A 19,183-nucleotide genomic window follows, 5' to 3' on the forward strand; every position below is an offset into this window, starting at 1 on the left:
GGAATCCTCCGTTAAGAAGTTCTTATTAATTGGAAAGTCGAACTTCTTAGTACAGTGGACGCATGGCAGTGTCAACAGGTCGTCTCGCTCTGCTGGATGCCGCGGAGGAACTCGTCGCCCGTCGCGGCATCCACGGCGTCTCGGCGCGCGAGGTGGTCACAGCCGCCGGTCAGCGCAACAATTCGGCGATCGCCTATCACTTCGGCTCGTGGCACGGACTGCTCGACGCGGTCTGGAGCCGGCACGCGCCGCACGTCAACGCCCAGCGGGCGGCACTGACGGACGCAGCCCACCTCGACGGCTCCCCGGCACTCGAACGGCTCGTCTATGCCTACGTCCATCCGCTCGTCACCGAGATCGCCCGCGGAAGGCCCAGCTACTGGGCTCGCTTCAACGAGCAGTGGCTCGCCACCGCCCCCCTGGTGTTCCTGGCGGTCCCCCAGCCGGGGGCCGTCCAGGCCGACTACTACCCGTCCGACGAGTCGCTCACCGTCCTCGCCTCCCTCCTGGAGACGATCGCGCAGTGTCTCGACCTCCCCGAAGCCGACGCCCGTCGGCGTGTGGGGCTGACGGTGCGCTTCGTCATCGGCTCGTTCGCCTCGTGGGAGCGCGCCCACGAGGCCGGGGACGCGACCGACCTGTCCACCTTCGAGTCGGAGATCGTCGAGCTCGCCTGCGCGATGTTGCGCGTGCCGGGCGGTGATTCGGCGCCGTCGTCCCGACCGCGGTGACACGGCGCCGTCGTCCCGACCGCGGTGACACGGCGCCGTCGTCCCGACCGCGGTGAGGCGGCGCCGTCGTCCCCACGGACAGATCAGGCCGGCACCCGCTCCGCCTCGATCAGGGCCGTCATGTGGGCAAGCATGCGGTCGGCGTCGGGCTCCACCCCGGTGAAGATGCGGAATGCGTCGACGGCCTGGAAGACGGCCATGCCCGCGCCGGTGAGGGTCGGGGCGCCGAGTGCGCGGGCACGCAGGACGAGTTCGGTCTCGATGGGCCGGTAGACGACCTCGGCGACCCACAGGTCGGGGCGCAGCAGTGCCGGGTCGAAGGCCGTTCCGGGATGTGCGGCCATGCCGACGGGCGTCGCGTGGATCAGGCCGTCCGCGGCGGCCAGCAGCCGCGGCAGCTCGGCCGGCGTCGCGGACGAGACGGCAACGTCCGGGAACAGCACGGTGAGCGTGTCGCGCAGCGCGGTGGCGCGCGCGAGGTCGGGATCGACGACGGTGAACGCGCGCACCCCGCGGGTGAGCGCGGCGTACGCGACCGCCGCCCCGGCCCCACCGGCCCCGAGCTGGACGACCGCGTCGAGCGCGACGCTGGGGAGTCCGCGGTCGAAGTTGCGGCCGAAGCCCGACCAGTCGGTGTTGTGACCGATCGCGCGCCCGCCGTCGAACAGCACGGTGTTGACGGCGCCGAGGCGGCTCGCCTCGGGCGACAGGTCGTCGAGATGGTCGAGGACGGCCTGCTTGCAGGGATGGGTGATGTTCAGGCCCCGGAAGCCCAGCTCGCGCGCGGTGCGCAGCAGCCGCGGCAGGTCGGCGACCGAGAGGCCCAGCTCGTCGAGGTCGATGATCTTGTAGACGTAGCGCAGACCCTGCCGCGCGCCCTCCTCCTCGTGCATCGGGGGTGTCAGCGAGGCACCGATGCCGGTTCCGATGAGGCCGCAGAGAATCGAGTCGGTCATGGCGGGCCTTTCACGTCACAATGTACGAACTAGTGAGTTACAAGCCATAGCGTACGGCCACGGGCGGCACGGAGACAAGACCCCGGTCGATAGGGTGGCGCCATGGCACCCGAGCAGACGACCGGCCGACGACGCCGCAACAGCGACCTCACCAGGGAGAACATCCTCGAGGTGGCCACCGCGGAGTTCGCGGACAAGGGACTGTCAGGAGCCCGGGTCGACGAGATCGCCGAGCGCACGCAGACCACCAAGCGGATGATCTATTACTACTTCGGCGACAAGGAGGGCCTCTACCGGGCCGTCCTCGAGAGTTCCTACGGGACGATCCGCGCCCAGGAGCGCGAGCTGGACCTCGAAGACCTCGGCCCCGTCGACGCCATCCGCGTGCTGGCCGAGGCCACGTTCGACCACCACGACCAGCATCCCGACTTCATCCGCATCGTCGCCAACGAGAACATGCTCCGGGGCGAGCACATCCGGCAGTCTCCCCATCTCGCCGGCCTGGGCGCCCCCGCCGTCGACGTGCTCACCGGCATCCTCGAACGCGGCCGGGCCGACGGCCTCTTCCGCGACGACGTCGACGCCCTCGACGTCCACCTGGTGATCAGCAGTTTCTGCGTCTTCCGCACCGCCAACCGGTACACCTGGCAGGCCCTGTTCGACCAGAACCTCGCCGCGGACGAGCTGCGGACCAGGCATCGGAGGATGCTGGGCGACCTCCTCGTCGCGTTCCTGACGACCCTGCCCGACTGAGGGACCTCGGGGGAATGCGCACGGGGACGCGTTCCGAAATTTTATGAACTATCTAGTTCATACATCTTGCGTTCACCGTGTGATGGCGCCTACATTCGAGACAACGCAGTACGAACCCGGGTTCGTATCTCGAACATCCCCTCCCCTTTTCCGCACAGGAGACGCGATGACCGCGCACACCCTCGACACGCCGGAGAATTCCGGTATGACGACCGAAACCCGCCCGCACGACACCACCAAGGTCAAGCGCGCAGCGTCGTCGGCCTTCCTCGGCAGCATGCTCGAGTACTACGACTTCTACATCTACGCATCCGCCGCCGCCCTGATCTTCCCGACCGTGTTCTTCCCCGACAGCGGCCACGCGGCGCTGCTGTCCCTGTCGACCTTCGGTGTCGCCTACGTCGCGCGGCCGCTCGGCGCCGTGGTGCTCGGCCACTTCGGTGACCGGGTCGGACGCAAGAACGTCATGCTGTTCACGCTCATCCTCATGGGCGTCGCCACCTTCGGCATCGGCCTGATCCCCAGCGCCGAGTCGATCGGCGTACTCGCCCCCGCGCTGCTCGTGTTGATGCGAATCTTCCAGGGCATCTCCGCCGCCGGCGAGCAGTCCGGCGCCAGCTCGCTGACTCTCGAGCACGCCCCGCAGAACCGGCGAGCATTCTTCGCGAGCTGGACGCTCAACGGCACCCAGGCCGGCTTCATCCTCGCCAGCCTGGTGTTCCTGCCCGTCGCGGCCATGCCCGACGACATCCTCTACAGCTGGGGCTGGCGCGTACCGTTCTGGGGCAGCCTGTTCGTGCTGGCCGCCGCGTACGTCATGCGGCTCAAGCTCGAGGAGCCCGAGGAGTTCGCGGAGACCAAGAAGTCCCACGAGGTCGCCAAGCTGCCGGTCGCCGACCTGCTGCGCACCCATCCGGCCAACCTGACCCGGGTGATCTTCTGCGCCTTCGTCGCCGTGGTGAGCACCATCTTCTCCGTGTTCGGCCTGGCGTTCGCGACCAGCGCCGAGGTGGGCATCGCCAAGTCGACGATGCTGGGGGTCGCGATCGCCGCCAACGCCGTCGCCTTGTTCAGCCAGCCCGCCCTCGCCGCCTTGTCGGATCGCGTCGGCCGTAAGCCCGTCTTCGTCACCGGCGTCCTCGGCTCGGCGGTGTTCATCTTCGTGTACTTCCAGGCCATCTCCACGGGCAACGTCGCGCTGATCTTCGCCGCCGGCATCGCCCTGATGGGCCTGCTCTACGCCGCGCCCAACGCGATCTGGCCGGCGTTCTACGCCGAGATGTTCAACACCAAGGTCCGCTACTCCGGCATGGCGATCGGCACCCAGCTCGGCTTCGCCATCGCCGGCTTCGCCCCCGCCATCGGCACCGCGCTCATGGGCGGCGATCCGACGAACTGGCTGCCCGTCGCCCTCCTGACGTCCGGCGCCTGCCTGGTGTGCGCCGTGTCCGCCCTGTCGGCGAAGGAAACCTTCCGCACCCCGCTGCGCGAACTCGGCAACCGCATCTGACCTCCGCTTACGTGGCCGAATGTCACATCACGTCGCTTCGAGTGACGTGATGTGACATTCGGCCACTGTGGCGTCGCGGGCACTGTGGCGTCGCGGCCACCGCGGCGTCGCGGGCACTGTGGCGTCGCGGCCACCGCGGCGTCGCAGGCTCCGGCGGAAGCACCCCACCTACGGCGAAGGCCCCGGCACGGATGCCGGGGCCTTTCACGCGGTCGGATCAGGCGGTCTTGTCGCGACGCTCCCGTTCGGGTTTGCGCGGCACGATAGTCGGCAGCACGTTGTCGTTGACGGTTTCGGCGGTGACGACCACCTTGGCGACGTCGTCGCGGCTCGGGATGTCGTACATCACCGGCAGCAGGACCTCTTCCATGATGGCGCGCAGGCCGCGGGCACCGGTACCACGCAGGATCGCCTGATCGGCGACAGCTTCCAGCCCGTCCTGGGTGAACTCGAGCTCCACCCCGTCCATCTCGAAGAGCCGGACGTACTGCTTGACGAGCGCGTTCTTCGGCTCCGACAGGATCTGCACCAGCGAATCCTTGTCCAGGTTCGTCACCGAGGCGACGACCGGCAGGCGGCCGATGAACTCGGGAATGAGACCGAACTTGATCAGATCCTCGGGCATGACCTCGGCGAAGTGGTCGGTGGTGTCGATCTCGGCCTTGGACTTCACCTCGGCGCCGAAGCCGATTCCGCGCTTGCCGACCCGGTCCGAGACGATCCTCTCGAGCCCGGCGAACGCACCGGCGACGATGAACAGCACGTTGGTGGTGTCGATCTGGATGAATTCCTGGTGCGGATGCTTGCGTCCGCCCTGCGGCGGCACCGACGCCTGGGTGCCCTCGAGGATCTTCAGCAGCGCCTGCTGGACGCCCTCACCGGACACGTCGCGGGTGATCGACGGGTTCTCGCTCTTGCGGGCGATCTTGTCGACCTCGTCGATGTAGATGATCCCGGTCTCGGCGCGCTTGACGTCGTAGTCGGCCGCCTGGATGAGCTTGAGGAGGATGTTCTCGACGTCCTCACCGACGTACCCGGCCTCGGTCAGGGCGGTGGCGTCGGCGATCGCGAACGGCACGTTCAGCATCTTCGCCAGCGTCTGCGCCAGGTACGTCTTCCCGCAGCCGGTGGGCCCGAGCAGCAGGATGTTCGACTTGGCCAGCTCGACCGACTCACCCCGGGTGTCGCGGGCCTTCTCCCCCGCCTGGATCCGCTTGTAGTGGTTGTAGACCGCCACCGCCAGGGTCCGCTTCGCGGAGTCCTGCCCGATGACGTAGTTGTCGAGGAACTCGCGGATCTCGGCCGGCTTGGGCAACTCGTCGAGCTTGACCTCGTTGGACTCGGCCAGTTCTTCCTCGATGATCTCGTTGCACAGGTCGATGCACTCGTCGCAGATGTAGACCCCTGGGCCCGCAATGAGCTTCTTGACCTGCTTCTGGCTCTTTCCGCAGAAAGAGCATTTCAACAGGTCGCCCCCGTCACCGATACGTGCCATCTGTCAGGTCCCTACTTCCTCGTAAGCGTGCAACCGATCCCGCGACCGCCGACAGCGCCGGTCCGGGGAGCGGGCCCTTGGAACGACCGTACCCGGAGACTGCGACGGCGGTCGACCGGTTCCGGGCGATTCGGGCCATATTTTGTGCGGGGCGGCGGTAATGCCGCTCGAGCACACCGGCCCGGCCGCGAAGGCGCGCGAGGCGCGCTCCGGGCCGGGCCGAGGCGGTTACTTCTGAGCCGAGAGCTTGCGGTACTCGAGCACGTTGTCGATCAGACCGTAGTCGACGGCCTCCGCGGCGGTGAGGATCTTGTCGCGGTCGGTGTCCTTGCGGATCTGCTCGGGGTCCTTGCCGGTGTGCTTGGCCAGGGTCGTCTCCATCAGGCGGCGCATGCGCTCGATCTCCGCGGCCTGGATCTCGAGGTCGGACACCTGGCCCTGGATGCCGCCGGTGGCGGGCTGGTGGATGAGCACGCGCGCATTGGGCAGGGCGAGCCGCTTGCCGGGGGTACCGGCGGCGAGCAGCACCGCCGCGGCCGAGGCGGCCTGGCCGAGGCACACGGTCGTGATGTCGGCACGCACGTACTGCATGGTGTCGTAGATCGCCATCAGCGACGTGAACGAGCCGCCGGGCGAGTTGATGTACATCGTGATGTCGCGGTCCGGGTCCAGCGACTCGAGCACCAGCAGCTGCGCCATGACGTCGTTGGCCGAGGCGTCGTCCACTTGCACGCCGAGGAAGATGATGCGTTCCTCGAACAGCTTGTTGTACGGGTTGGACTCCTTGACCCCGTAGCTCGAGTGCTCGATGAACGAGGGCAGGATGTAGCGGCTCGCGGGGGAAGCCGGAGCTTGGCCGCCGAGCTGGCGCGGATCGAACAGGTTGGTCATCGCTTCTCCAGGAATTCGTGGGGCGTAGAGCGGATCGGAGGGCTCGGAACTAGTTGCCGGTGCCGCCGGCCTGCTGCGCCCGCGAGACGACATGGTCGACGAAGCCGTACTCGAGTGCTTCCTTGGCGGTGAACCAGCGGTCGCGGTCCGAGTCCTTCGTGATCTGCTCGACGGTCTGGCCGGTGTGCTCGGCGATCAGTTCCGCCATCTCCCGCTTGGTGTGCGCGAACTGTTCCGCCATGATCGCGATGTCGCTGGCCGTGCCGCCGATACCGGCGGACGGCTGGTGCATCATGATCCGCGCGTGCGGCAGGGCGTACCGCTTGCCCCGCGTGCCGGCCGAGAGCAGGAACTGCCCCATGGAGGCGGCCAGGCCCATCGCGAAGGTCGCCACGTCGCACTCGACGAACTTCATGGTGTCGTAGATCGCCATACCGGCGGTGACGGATCCACCCGGGGAGTTGATGTAGAGGGAGATGTCGCGCGTCGGGTCCTCCGCGGACAGCAGCAGGATCTGCGCGCAGAGCTTGTTCGCGATGTCGTCGTCGACCTGGGTACCGAGGAAGATGATCCGCTCGCGCAGCAGCCGCTCGTAGACCGAGTCGCTGAGGTTGAGCCCAGCGGTGGCCGAGGTCATCGTGGGACCGATGGATGTCGCCGGATTCTGAGGAGTCACGGTACCTGCCTTCTCGTCAATCGTGGATTGCTGACACTGACAGTAACGAAGTGGGGCGGCACCGGATGCCCGGTGCCGCCCCACTTCGCTCAAAGCGGAAATTTCCGCTCTGCGTTCCCTGCGCAGAACCGTTGCGACGTCGCACATGCAATCGCGCGGCGCGGCAACGGGTCTCGCTCTACTACTCGGAGTCGCCCTCGCCGGCCGGAGCCTCGGCGTCCTCGGACTCGGCGTCGCTCTTCGTGCCGAACAGCTCGGAGGTGTCGATCGTGGCGCCACTGGTGTCGGTGACCGTGGCCCGGTCCACGACGTTGCCGAGGGCCTTGCCGCGCCGGACGTCCGCGTAGACGGCGCCGAGCTGGTTCGCCTGGCCGATCTGCTGGATGAACTGCTCCGGCGGGATGCCGTAGCGCTGCGCCTGGAAGAAGATGCGCTCGGTGAGCTCCTCCTGCTCGACGGTGGTGCCCTCGGCCTCGGCGATCGCGTCGAGCAGCAGCTGCACCTTCACGGCGCGCTCGGCCGACTCGCGGGTGTCGTTGTCGAATTCCTCGCGGCTCGAGCCCTGCTCCTCGAGGAGCTGGTTGAGCTTGGTCTCGTCGTGGTCGAGCGCGTGGATGGCATCGTGCAGGGCGCCGTCGATCTCGGCCTGGACGACGGCCTCGGGCAGCGGCACCTCCACGGCCTCGAGCAGGGCGTCGAGAACCTTGTCGCGGATCTGACCGGCCTGCTCGACCTTCTTGACGCGGGAGACCCGCTCGCGCAGGTCGGCCTTGAGCTCCTCGAGGGTGTCGAACTCGCTCGCGAGCTGCGCGAATTCGTCGTCCTCGGCGGGCAGCTCGCGCTCCTTGACGCTGTTCACCGTGACGGTGACCACGGCCTCCTCGCCGGCATGCTCACCGGCGACGAGCGTGGTGGTGAACTCCTTCGACTCGCCCGCGGACAGGCCGACGAGCGCCTCGTCGAGGCCGTCGATGAGCTGGCCCGAACCGACCTCGTGGGACAGACCGGTGGTGGAGGCCTCGGGGACCTCCTCGCCGCCGACGGTGGCGGACAGGTCGATGGACACGAAGTCGCCGTCCTGCACCGGCCGCTCGACACCGGTGAGGGTGCCGAAGCGCTGACGCAGCGACAGCAGCTGCTCCTCGACCGCCTCGTCGGTGACCTCGACGGGATCGACGGTGACCGCGATGGCGGAGAAGTCGGGGAGGGTGATCTCCGGCCGGACGTCGACCTCGGCGGTGAAGACGAGCTCGACGTTGTCCTCGAGCTTGGTGATGTCGACCTCGGGCTGGCCGATGACCTTGACCTCGTTGGCGGTCACGGCCTCGCTGTAGCGGGCCGGGATGGCGTCGTTGACGACCTGCTCGAGCACGGCGCCACGTCCGACGCGGGCCTCGAGCAGCTTGCGCGGGGCCTTGCCGGGCCGGAAGCCGGGAAGGCGAATCTGGCTGGCGAGGGCCTTGAACGCGCGGTCGAAATCAGGCTGGAGCTCCTCGAAGGGCACCTCAACGTTGATACGGACTCGCGTCGGGCTGAGCTGCTCGACGGTGCTCTTCACGGACATGCTCCTTCTGTCGTGCTCGTTGGTCGTTCGATCAAGCTGTCACCGGGTGCTCGGTCGTCCACCCGGTTCTTCCTGGTCGGGATGACAGGATTTGAACCTGCGACCCTCCGCTCCCAAAGCGGATGCGCTACCAAGCTGCGCCACATCCCGTCAACACCGGCACCCGGAACCTTCCGGGGACCCGAGGGAGAATCCTACGGCCCCCCGATTATGAAATCCAAAGCGAGGTTCGGTACAGTCTGTTCCTGCACGCGGCAGGCCCGGCGATCCCGGGTCGATCGCATGCATGGGGATGTAGCTCAATGGTAGAGCCCCAGTCTTCCAAACTGGCTACGCGGGTTCGATTCCCGTCATCCCCTCCACCGGACCGTCACCGGTCCCGCTGTTCCTCGGCGTCGGCGAATTCGCAGAACGCGGTGTAGGCCCGCGACCCGTAGATCGTCGCCGGGCCGCCCTGCATCAGAAATGCGACCCCGATCGCCTCGGCCGCCTCCTGCCTGCTCGCCCCGGCCCGGACGGCGCTGCGCGCATGGGAGGCGATGCAGCCGTCGCATTCGTCGACGACGCCGATCGCGAGCGCGATCAGTTCCTTGGTCCTGGTATCCAGGGCCCCGGGGGCGAAGGCGGCCTTGCTGAGGGCATTGAAACCCTGATACACCTCGGGAATCGCCGCGCGCAGCGCCCGGTGCTGCGGATTCAGTGCGTTCAGGACTTCCTGGTAGTGCCCGTGCTCGCTCATGAGCCGACCGTAGACATCCTCACCCGGAACGGACACCGAATCGGCGGATTCACGTCGCCGTCACACGGCGTGCGAGAGGCGGAGCAGCCCGTCGATCTCCTCGGTGAAGGCGCGGACGAGATTCTCGGGATCGGGCACCCGGTCCGCGTCCGCCTTGAACCCCACCCGGACCTTGCCGCTGTAGCTGAAGATCGAGACGCCGAGGGTCTGATCGCCGGCGCCCGGCACCCAGGCGAGCACACCGCGGATCTTCGCCCCCGCCATGTACCGGTCGCTCGTGGGACCGGGAACATTGGTGGTCACCCCGATCGCCTTGCCGGAGAAGAAGTCCACGAAGAACCGTTCCAGCTCCGGACCGGTCCGTCCGATCGCCTTGATCAGGCCGAACGTGAGCGTCACCTCGGGAGAGTGCTTGATGACCTCCATCCGCCGGTGGGTCTCGACGATGCGTTCGAGCGGGGTCTCCAGTGCCGACGGGTACTTGAAGAGCACCAGAGCGAACTGATTCCCGAGTTCCTTCGGCAGGGGCTTGTCGAGGGGGCGAACGTTGACCGGCACCATCGTGGGCACGTCCTGCGGCTTGCCGCCGTGCTCGCGGATGTACGTCGCGAGCGCCCCGGCGACGGCTCCCATGAGCACGTCGTTGACGGTGGTGCCGGTCCGGTGACCGATGTGCTTGATGTCGTCGAGCGGAAAGGGCTCACACCACACCGCCCGTTTGGCCGTTCCTGGTTCGCCACTGAGCGGAGTGTGCGGTTTGGGGCCGAGCACGAGCTTGTTCGCGATCTCGCCGGTGCGTTCGGCCTGGGTGAAGGCGTCGCCGAGGACATGCGGATCGAGCAGCTTGGGCAGGTCGAGCAGCATGTGCGCAGCGCCGGACGCCGCACTGGCGGTGTTCGACACCGCGGCCCCCGCGAACTTGGCGGCCCCCTCGAGGAGACCGGCATGGTGCTCGGGCACGGCGGTCGGGGCGTCGTCGAGGTCGCTGTCCGGGGTCTCCCCCGTCATCGAGAGCATCACCTGGTTGAGGGCGATGCCGTCACCGATGCAGTGGTGGAGCCGGGTGTAGATCACGGCTCCGTGCCGGTATCCGTCGATGAGGTGCATCTCCCACAGCGGGCGGCGACGATCGAACGGCACCGGCATCCGCCGTTCGATGTACCGCTGCAGCGTCGCGTCGTCGCTGCGGGGCAGGGTCGTCCGGATCAGGTGGTCGTCGAGGTCGAACTCCGGGTCGTCCTCCCAATGCGGCGACCCGACATGCGTGCGCGGTTGCACCGGCCGCTGCCGGAACGACGGGTAGGTGTCGACGAATCGTCGCTGCACGAGGGACACCACGCGCGACCAGTCGACGGGGCCCTCGAAGAACATCAGCGAGTCGATGATCATGAGGTTCTCGGGTCGGTCCATGTTGAGCCAGATGGTGTCCACCGGCCCCATCGCTCTGTTCACCGTGGCCGTCCCTTCTCGAGTGGGCGTTTACGAGTTTTTCACCGGTCGGCCGACCGCGGAAGGGTAATTGGCCCTCGGCCTGCTACGCGAACACCCCGCCCTGCTCGAGCAGGGCGGGGTGTTGCCGCGGCGGAGAGTGCGGTGGAGGCGCAGTCTCCTCGAGGTGCGGTCAGCGGCGGAAGAGCGCGCCGAGGGTGCGTGCCTGCGCCCCCGCGGCGGTGTCCTGGCCGCACGCGCAGCGGTCGGGTGCGGGCACGGAGCGCATGACGGCGTCGACGTGCTGGCCGCAGCCGCCCCAGCCGGTCTTTCCGCAGTTCGGGCAGGTGACGGGGTAACACATAGGGGTCCTCCTCGGGACGGGTAACGGGGGTGGCGGGTCAGGCGCCGGCGGCGGCCTTGTGTTCGGCGACCTGGGCGTGGACCTCGGCCATGTTCAGGGCCTTGATCTGCCCGATGAGGTCTTCGAGGGCGGCCGCCGGCAGGGCGCCGGGCTGGGCGTAGACCAGCACGCCCTCGCGGAACGCCATGATCGTGGGGATCGAGCGGATGTCGGCCATGGCGGCGAGCTGCTGCTCGGCCTCGGTGTCGACCTTGGCGTGCACGACGTCCGGGTGCGCGGCCGAGGACTTGTCGAACACGGGGGCGAACGCCCGGCACGGACCGCACCACGAGGCCCAGAAGTCGACCAGGACGATGTCGTTGTCGGTGATCGTGGACTCGAAGTCCGCGAGGGTGAGATTCGTCGTTGCCATCGGGGGTTCCTTTCGTTTTCCTCGGGTGCGGGATCAGGCGGGGACGTGGGCCTCGGCCCAGGCGTTGTAACCGCCGAGCAGGTCCGAGACGTTGTCGAAGCCCTGCGCCCGCAGCAGCGACGCGGCCACACTCGAACGCCACCCACCGGCGCAGTGCACCACGATCGGCTTGCCGGTCGGCACCTGCCCGAGCCGGGTCCGCAGCTGCGCCAACGGGATCGGCACCGCCCCCGGAATCACCCCGAACTCGCGTTCACCGGGATTGCGGATGTCGACCAGCGTCACCGCATCGGCGGCGAGCAACTCGTCGAGCTGCGCGACGGTGGTCCGCGGCGCGGTCTGCACCAGATCCGCCAGCTCCGCCGGGAACACCCCGTCGTGATCGACGGTGAGGTAACCGGCCGCGTTGTCCGACCCGATCCGGGCCAGCCGCACCGCCGCGTCCTGCTCCTCCCCCGGATAGGTGATCAACACGATCTTCTCCCCCACCTCGGCGACCATCCCGCCGGTCTCGGCGAACCGGCCGTCGAACCCGACGTTGACCGACCCGCGCAGATGCCCCGCCGCGAAGTCGTCCACACCGCGCGCATCGAGCACCCGGGTCCCGGCGGCCAGCTCCGCCCGCACCCGCGCCGGGCTCAGCTCCGGGATGGTGCGCCCCCGATCGAGCAGCGGATGCACGCTCTTGTTCAACCCGGCATCGACCGAGAAGTAGGCCGGCGCGGCCGGCTGCCCCTCGGTGACCAACGCCACGAACGCCTCCTCGCTCATCGGCTGCACCGACGGATTGCTCACCCGCTGCTCCCCGATCGTCGAGGTCAGCTCCGTCGACAGGTTCTTCCCGCACGACGAGCCGGCACCGTGCGCGGGCAGCACCGTGACCGCATCGGGCAGGGTCAGCAGCTTCTCGTGCACCGTGTGGTACATCGCCCGCGCCAGATCCTCGGTCGACGAATCCCCCAGATTCACCAGGTCCGGGCGGCCCACATCACCGATGAACAACGAGTCCCCGGTCAGCACCGCGGCCGGGGTCGCCCCCGGATGCTCGCGCACCAGCACCGAGATCGACTCCCAGGTGTGCCCCGGGGTGGCCAGGATCTCGAGGTCCACCTCCCCGAGGGACAGGTGCTCGCCGTCGCGCAGCCGCCGGATCGGGTAGTCCGCCTCGGCGGCCTCCCCGAACCCGATCCACGCCCCGGTCGCCTCGAGCAGCTCCAGATGCCCGGAGACGAAATCCGCGTGGAAATGCGTGTTGATCACACCCTCGATGCGCAGCCCGTGCCGCGCGGCGTCGTCGAGGTACTCGGTGACATCGCGGCGCGGATCGACCACCACCGCCCGGCCGGTGCCCTCGTCACCGATCAGGTACGACGCGTGCGACAGGCACTCGATGTAGTACTGCTCGAGAATCATTCGGATCTCCCTCTCCTCGGTCACCAAGACCGGTGGCGTTCTGCGTTGACCCATCCTGACATATACCCCCCTGGGTATGTCAAGTACCCCCTGGGGTATACCGGCGAAGCACGTCGCACCGCCGCCACGACCCCGCCGGCACGCCTTGCACATACCCCCTCCCGTATGCTTATCATTGCTGCGGACATACCCCCCGGGGTTTATGCACGAAGCCCGATCGCACACCCCGCGATCACGACCACCGATCCGAAAGGCCCCCATGACCGAGCCGAGTCCCGCCACCCTCGATCCCACCGCCCTGCGCGAGCTCCTCGACTCCGGCAAGAACGTCCGCGTCGTGGACGTCCGCACGCCCGGCGAGTTCGAGTCCGTGCACATTCCCGGCGCCTACAACGTCCCCCTGGACCTGCTGCGCGAGCACCGCGACGAGTTCCTCGCCCACCTCGACGAGAACGTCGTCCTCGTGTGCCGGTCGGGCCAGCGCGCCACCCAGGCCGAGGAGACTCTCCGCACCGCCGGGCTGTTCAACGTGCACATCCTCGAGGGCGGCATGATGGGCTGGGAAGCCAAGGGCTTCACCGTCAACCGCGGCACCGAGCGCTGGGACCTCGAACGCCAGGTCCGCCTCGTCGCCGGCTCCATCGTGCTGACCTCCGTCCTCGGCAGCATCGCGGTACCCAAGCTCAAGTGGCTCGCCGCCGGCGTCGGCGGCGGCCTGAGCTTCGCCGCGCTCTCCAACACCTGCGCGATGGGCATGGTGCTCTCCAAGCTGCCCTACAACCGCGGCGCCTCGTGTGATCCGCAGACCATCGTCGCCCAGCTGGTCGACTCGAAGACCGCTACGGCCGAAAGGAACTGATCATGATCGCGCTGACCGTTGCGCTGGCGGTCCTCGTCGGCGTCACCCTCGGATTGCTCGGCGGCGGAGGTTCGATCCTCACCGTCCCGCTGCTGGCGTACGTCGCGGGCATGGATGCCAAGGAAGCCATCGCCACCTCGCTGCTCGTCGTCGGCGTCACCAGCGCGGTCGGCGCGATCTCCCACGCGCGGGCAGGCCGCGTCCAGTGGCGCACCGGCATCCTGTTCGGCCTGGCCGGCATGGCCGGTGCCTACGCCGGCGGCCTGCTCTCGCGTTTCATCCCCGGCAGCATCCTGCTGCTCGCCTTCGCCGCGATGATGATCGCCACCGCCATCGCCATGCTCCGCGGCCGCAAGAACAAGACCACGGGCCCGGACGGCACCCACTCCATGCCGGTCGGCAAGATCCTGCTCGACGGCGTGGTCGTCGGCCTGGTCACCGGCCTCGTCGGCGCCGGGGGCGGCTTCCTGGTCGTGCCGGCCCTGGCCCTGCTCGGCGGCCTGCCCATGCCCATCGCCGTCGGCACCTCGCTGATCGTGATCGCCATGAAGTCGTTCGCCGGCCTCGGCGGCTACCTGTCCACGGTGCAGATCGACTGGCGCCTGGCGGCAATGGTCACCGGCGCCGCCGTCGTCGGCAGCCTCATCGGGGGCCGCCTGACCGCCATGGTCGACCCGGACGCGCTGCGCAAGGGCTTCGGCTGGTTCGTCCTGATCATGTCCTCGGTCATCCTCGCCCAGGAGATCCACCCCCTCGTCGGCATCACCGCGGCGGCACTCACCCTCCTCGCCGCCGGCACCACCTACACCTGCAGCCGCAGCGACCGCTGCCCCCTGCAGCGGCTCGGACGACGGACGGAAGCCGCCACCTCGGCCGCCTGACGGACTCACAACCCGGACGAAAGTCACTATCGGCATCACGGCCCGGCGCCTAGAGTTCGGAGTATCCGCTCCGGATTCCCGCACCGGGCCGTGATGCCGTCCCGGTTCGAGGTGCGGCCGGAGCGAAACCCGACTGTCGCGGCGGCCCGTGTGAGAAGTTACCGAGATGAGCAACGCATCCGACCGCCACATGCAGCAGACGGACTACCTCACCTGGAGCATGGAGAAGGATCCCGCGCTCCGGTCGACGATCGTGGCCGTCGTCCTGCTCGACGCCTCACCCGACTGGGACCGTCTGTGCGAGATGATGGACCGCGGCACCCGGGAGGTGCCCAGCTTCCGGCATCGCGTGGTCGAGGTGCCGTTCGGTCTCGCGCCGCCGCGATGGGTCGCGGATGCGAACTTCGACCTGTCCTGGCACATGCGCCGGGTCTCCCTTCCCGGGCCGGCGAACTTCGACGACGTCCTCGAGTTCGCCCGGACCACGGCCATGGCCGCGTTCGACAAGGACCGGCCGCTGTGGGAGATGACGGTGGTCGACGGACTCGCCGGCGGCCAGGCCGCGCTGCTGATCAAAGTGCACCACGCCCTCACCGACGGAATCGGCGGTATGCAGATCACCGCGCGGCTGGTCGACTTCGACCGCGACGGCACGCCCCGCGATCCGGCCCCGGAACCGCCCGCCCCGGAATCACCGGACAGCCTCGACCTGGCCGCCGAGGCGATCGGCTGGGACTGGTCCCAGCTCCGCGGACTCGCGGGCCGCGGGCTGGCCTCGATCTGGCCGACCACCCGGGCGGTGGTCACCAACCCGATCGGTTCCGCCCGCAACGCCGCGGGGGTTGCGGCGTCCGTCGCCCGCTACCTGCGCCCGATCCTGCGGCTCGAATCCCCGGTCATGACGGAACGCACCCTCAGCCGCCGGCTCCACGTGATCGACGTCCCGCTCGACCGGCTGCGCGACGCCGCCCACCGCGGCGGCGCCACCCTCAACAGCGCCTTCCTGACCGCCGTCCTCGTCGGCCTGGCCGAATACCACCACCGCCACGGATCCGACGTCGACGAGCTGCGGGTCACGATGCCGCTGAGCATCCGCACCGATCAGGACACCCTCGGCGGCAACCGGATCAACCTCGCGCGTTTCCCGCTTCCCGTGCGCTCCGACGACCCCCTCACGCTCATGCAGGAGGTGAACAGGATCGTCGAAGGCTGGCGCCACGAGCCGGCGGTGCCGATGGCGCAGACCCTCGCCACCCCCCTCAATCTGCTCCCCCCGGCCGTCGTCGGCGAGATGCTCAAGCACGTCGACTTCCTCGCCTCCAACGTGCCGGGTTCCCCGGTGGCGCTGTACGTCGCCGGCGCGAAGGTGGAACGGTACTACGCCTTCGGCCCCACCCTCGGCTCGGCGTTCAACGTCACCCTGATGTCGTATCTGCACACGTGCTGCGTCGGGTTCACCCTCGACACGGGGGCGATCCCCGACCTCGAGGTGTTCGACGACTGCATGCGCGACGGATTCCACGCCGTCCTCGAAGCCTGACCCGCCGGTAGGCTGGACGGTGACCGTCCAGTCCGCCGGAAGGGACCGCCGTGGAACTCCTGCTGATCGTCGCCGTCCTCGTCGCCGTCGTGTTCCTGGTGTCCGCGGCGCAGCGGAAGAAGTCGGGGCGTGGCGCCCACGAACTCGACGACGCGAAGGCCGACGCCCGGCAGGCCATCGAGCGGCTCGGCGGCCAGATCTACAACCTCACCGGCACCGACACCGCCTCCAAGCAGGCCCTCGCCGATGCGTCCGAGCGCTACAACGCCGCCGGGTCACAGATCGAGCAGGCCCGCACACCGGTGCAGGCACGGCTGGCCAAGCAGACCGCTCTCGAGGGGCTGTACTACATCCGGGCGGCCCGCCTCGCGATGGGCATGGACCCCGGTCCCGATATCCCCACGCTCGAGGGCCAGCAGACGGCCGGCCGCGTGACCGAGAACCGCGAGATCGACTTCGAGGGACGCACGGTGGCAGCCTCACCGGCCCCCTCGTCGCGCACCCCGAACTACTTCCCGGGCGGGCGCGTCGCGGGCCGGCCCGTGCCGGCGGGCTGGTACTCGGAGCCGTGGTGGAAGCCCGCCCTCGTCGCCGGGGCGTGGGGCGTCGGATCGATGCTGCTGTTCTCGGCTATGTTCTCCGGCATGGCCGGGGTGCCGTACGACGCGCAGGCCTTCGAGCAGGGCTTCGACTCCGGATACGACCAGGGTCTCGAGGCCGGCCAGGACGGCGGGGACTACGGCGACGCCGGCGGCGATTACGGCGGTGGTGACTACGGCGGTGGTGACTACGGCGGGAGCGATTTCGGGGCCGGCGGGGACTTCGGCGGGTTCGACTTCTAGCCCACCTGGCAGGCGGGGCACCAGAACAGGTTGCGGCCCTGCATGACCGAGTGCAGCACCGGCGTGGTGCACAACCGGCACGGCTCACCCGCACGCCGGTAGACGTAGGTCCGGGGACGGCCCTTGGCGTAAGCCGGTGCGCCGTGGTCATGTTCGCGCCGCACGACGTGGATCGCGCCGCGTCGCACCCCCGTCCGCATCAGAACGACGAGATCGTCCCAGACGGCGTCGAACTCGGCTCTGGTGAGATCACGGCCGGGGCGCTGCGGATGGATGCCGTGCCGGAACAGGACCTCCGCGCGGTAGATGTTGCCCACCCCCGAGATCACGGACTGGTCCATGAGCAACGAGCCGATGGCGCTGCGGGACTTGGTGATTCGCGTCCACGCCCGTTCGGGTTCGGCGTCCCGCCGCAGCGGGTCGGGACCGATCCGCGCGGCGATCGCCTGCACCTCGCCCGGGGTGAGGACCTCGCACGCGGTCGGACCGCGCAGGTCGGTGCCGAACTCGGCGCCGACCATGCGCATCCGTACCTGACCGACCGGATCCGTCAGCGGAACCGGCGCCTCGGTGAACGAGCCGTACAGACCCAGGTGCACGTGCACCGTCAGGCCGTTGTCGTAGTGGTGCCACAGGTGCTTGCCCAGCGCCTCGGCGCGGAGCAGCACCCGGCCGTCGACGAGCGCCGCGTCGTCGGCGAAGCGGCCCTGCGGGCTCGACACCCGCACCGAGGCACCCGCGAAACGTCGCTGGTGCAGCCGGGCGAGCCGGTGCAGGGCTGGTCCCTCCGGCACGGTGGATCAGGCTCCGTTCGTCAGGCCGGCGCGCCGGGAACTTCCGGGGCCACGCCGGTCTTCTCGTACTCGCTCAGGATGTCGATGCGCCGCTGATGCCGTTCCTCCCCCGACCACGGGGTGGCGACGAACGCATCGACGATGGCGAGGGCCTCCTCCAGGCTGTGCATGCGACCACCGATGCCGATGAGCTGCGCGTTGTTGTGCTCACGGGCCAGCTTGGCGGTCTCCACGCTCCAGGCGAGGGCACAGCGGGCGCCCGGCACCTTGTTCGCGGCGATCTGCTCACCGTTGCCGCTGCCGCCGAGGACGATGCCGAGACTGCCCTCGTCCGCGACGACGCGGCGAGCGGCCTCGATGCAGAATGCCGGGTAGTCGTCGAGGGCGTCGTACTCGTACGCGCCGCAGTCGACGGCCTCGTGGCCGTTGGCAGTGAGATGTTCGATGATCTGGTTCTTACGTTCGAAGCCGGCGTGGTCGGCACCCAGGTAAACGCGCATGCGTCAGATAGTAGGCAGCGCTGCTGCCGGTGCGTCCTTTGGGCGGCAGCAACCGCCCAAAGGACGCACCGGCGCCGCAGGCGCCTACTCGAAGCTCGGGTCCTCGGTGCGCGTGCGCTTGAGTTCGAAGAAGTGGGGATAGGACGCCATGGCCACCACCCCGTCCCAGATCCGGCCGGCGTCCTCGCCGCGCGGGATCCGTGAAAGCACCGGACCGAAGAACGCCACGCCGTTGACGTGGATGGTCGGCGTGCCGACGTCCGGGCCGACCGCATCCATGCCGGCGGCGTGGCTGGCGCGCAGCGCCTCGTCGTAGGCGTCGGTGTCGGCGGCCTGCGCCAGGTGCGGATCGAGGCCCAGGTCCGCGAGGGACTTGGCGATCACCGCCGGGAAGTCCTTGTTGCCCTCGTTGTGGATCTGGGTGCCCATCGCCGTGTACAGCGGCTCGAGAATCTCGTCGCCGTACTTCTGCGCCGCGGCGATCGCCACCCGCACCGGACCCCACGCCCGCGTCATCAGTTCGCGGTACACCTCGGGCAGGTCGTCCTTGCCCTCGTTGAGCACGGCCAGGCTCATGACGTGGAACTTCGCCTCGATGTCGCGGACCTGCGCCACCTCCAGAATCCAGCGCGAGGTGATCCAGCACCACGGGCACAACGGGTCGAACCAGAAGTCGGCGGTGTCCTTCGAAGTCGGGTCGCTCACGGGGTCTCCTCGCTGCAGAAAATCGGACTACGGTCCGATTCAACGTCGGCCGTCGCCCAATTCTTCCCGAACCGCCGGTTCCCGCGCCGTCGCCGACGTACCGTCGAGGAACCGGTGCCGCACGGAACGG

At 68.7% G+C, this 19,183-nt stretch carries 20 protein-coding genes and 2 tRNA genes; 8 read left to right on the plus strand and 14 right to left on the minus strand.

The genetic code is table 11. From position 1 onward, the window contains the following. Positions 1-62 precede the first annotated feature (62 nt). Entirely contained in the window at positions 63-731 is a 669-nt protein-coding gene (locus A4U64_RS13760; protein ID WP_029543103.1) for a TetR/AcrR family transcriptional regulator, read from the plus strand. 83 nt (positions 732-814) lie between these two features. On the opposite strand, the gene A4U64_RS13765 is transcribed toward A4U64_RS13760, so the two are convergent. Then, positions 815-1,687: a shikimate dehydrogenase gene (locus A4U64_RS13765; protein ID WP_050035064.1), complete on the minus strand. Its 873-nt coding sequence runs from the start codon at positions 1,685-1,687 to the stop codon at positions 815-817. A 102-nt stretch (positions 1,688-1,789) separates the two neighbouring features. Between A4U64_RS13765 and A4U64_RS13770 the strand changes: the two genes are divergently transcribed. Together A4U64_RS13770 and A4U64_RS13775 are read left to right on the plus strand one after the other, a co-directional pair. Then, complete coding sequence (locus A4U64_RS13770; protein WP_029543099.1) at positions 1,790-2,440, plus strand: TetR family transcriptional regulator; 651 nt, start codon at positions 1,790-1,792, stop codon at positions 2,438-2,440. A 166-nt stretch (positions 2,441-2,606) separates the two neighbouring features. Beyond that, positions 2,607-3,950 (plus strand): MFS transporter, encoded by a 1,344-nt coding sequence (locus A4U64_RS13775; RefSeq protein WP_029543097.1) that lies wholly within the window; start codon positions 2,607-2,609, stop codon positions 3,948-3,950. A 217-nt stretch (positions 3,951-4,167) separates the two neighbouring features. On the opposite strand, the gene clpX is transcribed toward A4U64_RS13775, so the two are convergent. The 5 genes from clpX to A4U64_RS13800 all read right to left on the minus strand — a co-directional run bounded on the left by clpX (position 4,168) and on the right by A4U64_RS13800 (position 8,726). Further along, positions 4,168-5,445 (minus strand): ATP-dependent Clp protease ATP-binding subunit ClpX, encoded by a 1,278-nt coding sequence (gene clpX / locus A4U64_RS13780; RefSeq protein ID WP_003938129.1) that lies wholly within the window; start codon positions 5,443-5,445, stop codon positions 4,168-4,170. A 228-nt stretch (positions 5,446-5,673) separates the two neighbouring features. Then, positions 5,674-6,336, minus strand: coding sequence for an ATP-dependent Clp protease proteolytic subunit (locus A4U64_RS13785; RefSeq protein WP_006937299.1), 663 nt, complete (start codon positions 6,334-6,336; stop codon positions 5,674-5,676). Between the two features lie 49 nt (positions 6,337-6,385). Beyond that, complete coding sequence (locus tag A4U64_RS13790; protein ID WP_017680497.1) at positions 6,386-6,973, minus strand: ATP-dependent Clp protease proteolytic subunit; 588 nt, start codon at positions 6,971-6,973, stop codon at positions 6,386-6,388. Positions 6,974-7,193: 220 nt separating this feature from the next. Continuing rightward, positions 7,194-8,570 carry a trigger factor gene (tig, locus tag A4U64_RS13795; protein WP_065923492.1) on the minus strand — a complete coding sequence of 459 codons (1,377 nt, stop codon included), beginning with the start codon at positions 8,568-8,570 and terminating at the stop codon, positions 7,194-7,196. A gap of 79 nt (positions 8,571-8,649) precedes the next feature. Then, a tRNA-Pro gene (locus A4U64_RS13800) sits at positions 8,650-8,726 on the minus strand. A gap of 138 nt (positions 8,727-8,864) precedes the next feature. On the opposite strand from A4U64_RS13800, the gene A4U64_RS13805 reads away from it, so the two are divergent. Continuing rightward, positions 8,865-8,938: transfer RNA gene (locus A4U64_RS13805), tRNA-Gly, on the plus strand. Positions 8,939-8,946: 8 nt separating this feature from the next. Here A4U64_RS13805 and A4U64_RS13810 read toward each other — a convergent pair. The 5 genes from A4U64_RS13810 to A4U64_RS13825 all read right to left on the minus strand — a co-directional run bounded on the left by A4U64_RS13810 (position 8,947) and on the right by A4U64_RS13825 (position 12,932). Beyond that, a complete protein-coding gene (locus tag A4U64_RS13810) occupies positions 8,947-9,315 on the minus strand; it encodes a carboxymuconolactone decarboxylase family protein (RefSeq protein ID WP_029543093.1) in 369 nt (122 codons plus the stop codon). Positions 9,316-9,375: 60 nt separating this feature from the next. Beyond that, positions 9,376-10,767 carry a wax ester/triacylglycerol synthase family O-acyltransferase gene (locus tag A4U64_RS13815; protein ID WP_232334079.1) on the minus strand — a complete coding sequence of 464 codons (1,392 nt, stop codon included), beginning with the start codon at positions 10,765-10,767 and terminating at the stop codon, positions 9,376-9,378. Between the two features lie 169 nt (positions 10,768-10,936). Further along, positions 10,937-11,107 (minus strand): hypothetical protein, encoded by a 171-nt coding sequence (locus A4U64_RS28515; protein WP_164528111.1) that lies wholly within the window; start codon positions 11,105-11,107, stop codon positions 10,937-10,939. Positions 11,108-11,144: 37 nt separating this feature from the next. Further along, complete coding sequence (gene trxA, locus A4U64_RS13820) at positions 11,145-11,519, minus strand: thioredoxin (protein WP_043796566.1); 375 nt, start codon at positions 11,517-11,519, stop codon at positions 11,145-11,147. A 33-nt stretch (positions 11,520-11,552) separates the two neighbouring features. Beyond that, positions 11,553-12,932, minus strand: a complete 1,380-nt coding sequence (locus A4U64_RS13825; protein ID WP_006942079.1) for an MBL fold metallo-hydrolase — start codon at positions 12,930-12,932, stop codon at positions 11,553-11,555. 259 nt (positions 12,933-13,191) lie between these two features. Between A4U64_RS13825 and A4U64_RS13830 the strand changes: the two genes are divergently transcribed. The 4 genes from A4U64_RS13830 to A4U64_RS13845 all read left to right on the plus strand — a co-directional run bounded on the left by A4U64_RS13830 (position 13,192) and on the right by A4U64_RS13845 (position 17,054). After that, positions 13,192-13,791: a rhodanese-like domain-containing protein gene (locus tag A4U64_RS13830; protein ID WP_006930562.1), complete on the plus strand. Its 600-nt coding sequence runs from the start codon at positions 13,192-13,194 to the stop codon at positions 13,789-13,791. Positions 13,792-13,793: 2 nt separating this feature from the next. Beyond that, positions 13,794-14,672 carry a sulfite exporter TauE/SafE family protein gene (locus A4U64_RS13835; protein WP_065922671.1) on the plus strand — a complete coding sequence of 293 codons (879 nt, stop codon included), beginning with the start codon at positions 13,794-13,796 and terminating at the stop codon, positions 14,670-14,672. Positions 14,673-14,838: 166 nt separating this feature from the next. Next, on the plus strand, positions 14,839-16,212 hold the full coding sequence (locus A4U64_RS13840) for a wax ester/triacylglycerol synthase domain-containing protein (protein WP_029543084.1): 1,374 nt from the start codon (positions 14,839-14,841) through the stop codon (positions 16,210-16,212). Between the two features lie 50 nt (positions 16,213-16,262). Continuing rightward, the gene (locus A4U64_RS13845) at positions 16,263-17,054 is read left to right on the plus strand and encodes a GA module-containing protein (RefSeq protein WP_065922672.1); all 792 of its coding nucleotides are present in this window, start codon (positions 16,263-16,265) and stop codon (positions 17,052-17,054) included. On the opposite strand, the gene A4U64_RS13850 is transcribed toward A4U64_RS13845, so the two are convergent. The 3 genes from A4U64_RS13850 to A4U64_RS13860 all read right to left on the minus strand — a co-directional run bounded on the left by A4U64_RS13850 (position 17,051) and on the right by A4U64_RS13860 (position 19,053). After that, a complete protein-coding gene (locus tag A4U64_RS13850) occupies positions 17,051-17,848 on the minus strand; it encodes an Fpg/Nei family DNA glycosylase (RefSeq protein WP_006930558.1) in 798 nt (265 codons plus the stop codon). The genes A4U64_RS13845 and A4U64_RS13850 overlap by 4 nt on opposite strands. A gap of 20 nt (positions 17,849-17,868) precedes the next feature. After that, the gene (locus tag A4U64_RS13855; protein WP_029543077.1) at positions 17,869-18,348 is read right to left on the minus strand and encodes a ribose-5-phosphate isomerase; all 480 of its coding nucleotides are present in this window, start codon (positions 18,346-18,348) and stop codon (positions 17,869-17,871) included. A gap of 84 nt (positions 18,349-18,432) precedes the next feature. Further along, the gene (locus A4U64_RS13860; protein ID WP_029543074.1) at positions 18,433-19,053 is read right to left on the minus strand and encodes a mycothiol-dependent nitroreductase Rv2466c family protein; all 621 of its coding nucleotides are present in this window, start codon (positions 19,051-19,053) and stop codon (positions 18,433-18,435) included. Positions 19,054-19,183: the final 130 nt, after the last annotated feature.

This window comes from Rhodococcus sp. WB1, from assembly GCF_001700945.1.
In the GTDB taxonomy this organism is placed as follows: Bacteria; Actinomycetota; Actinomycetes; order Mycobacteriales; family Mycobacteriaceae; genus Rhodococcus; species Rhodococcus aetherivorans.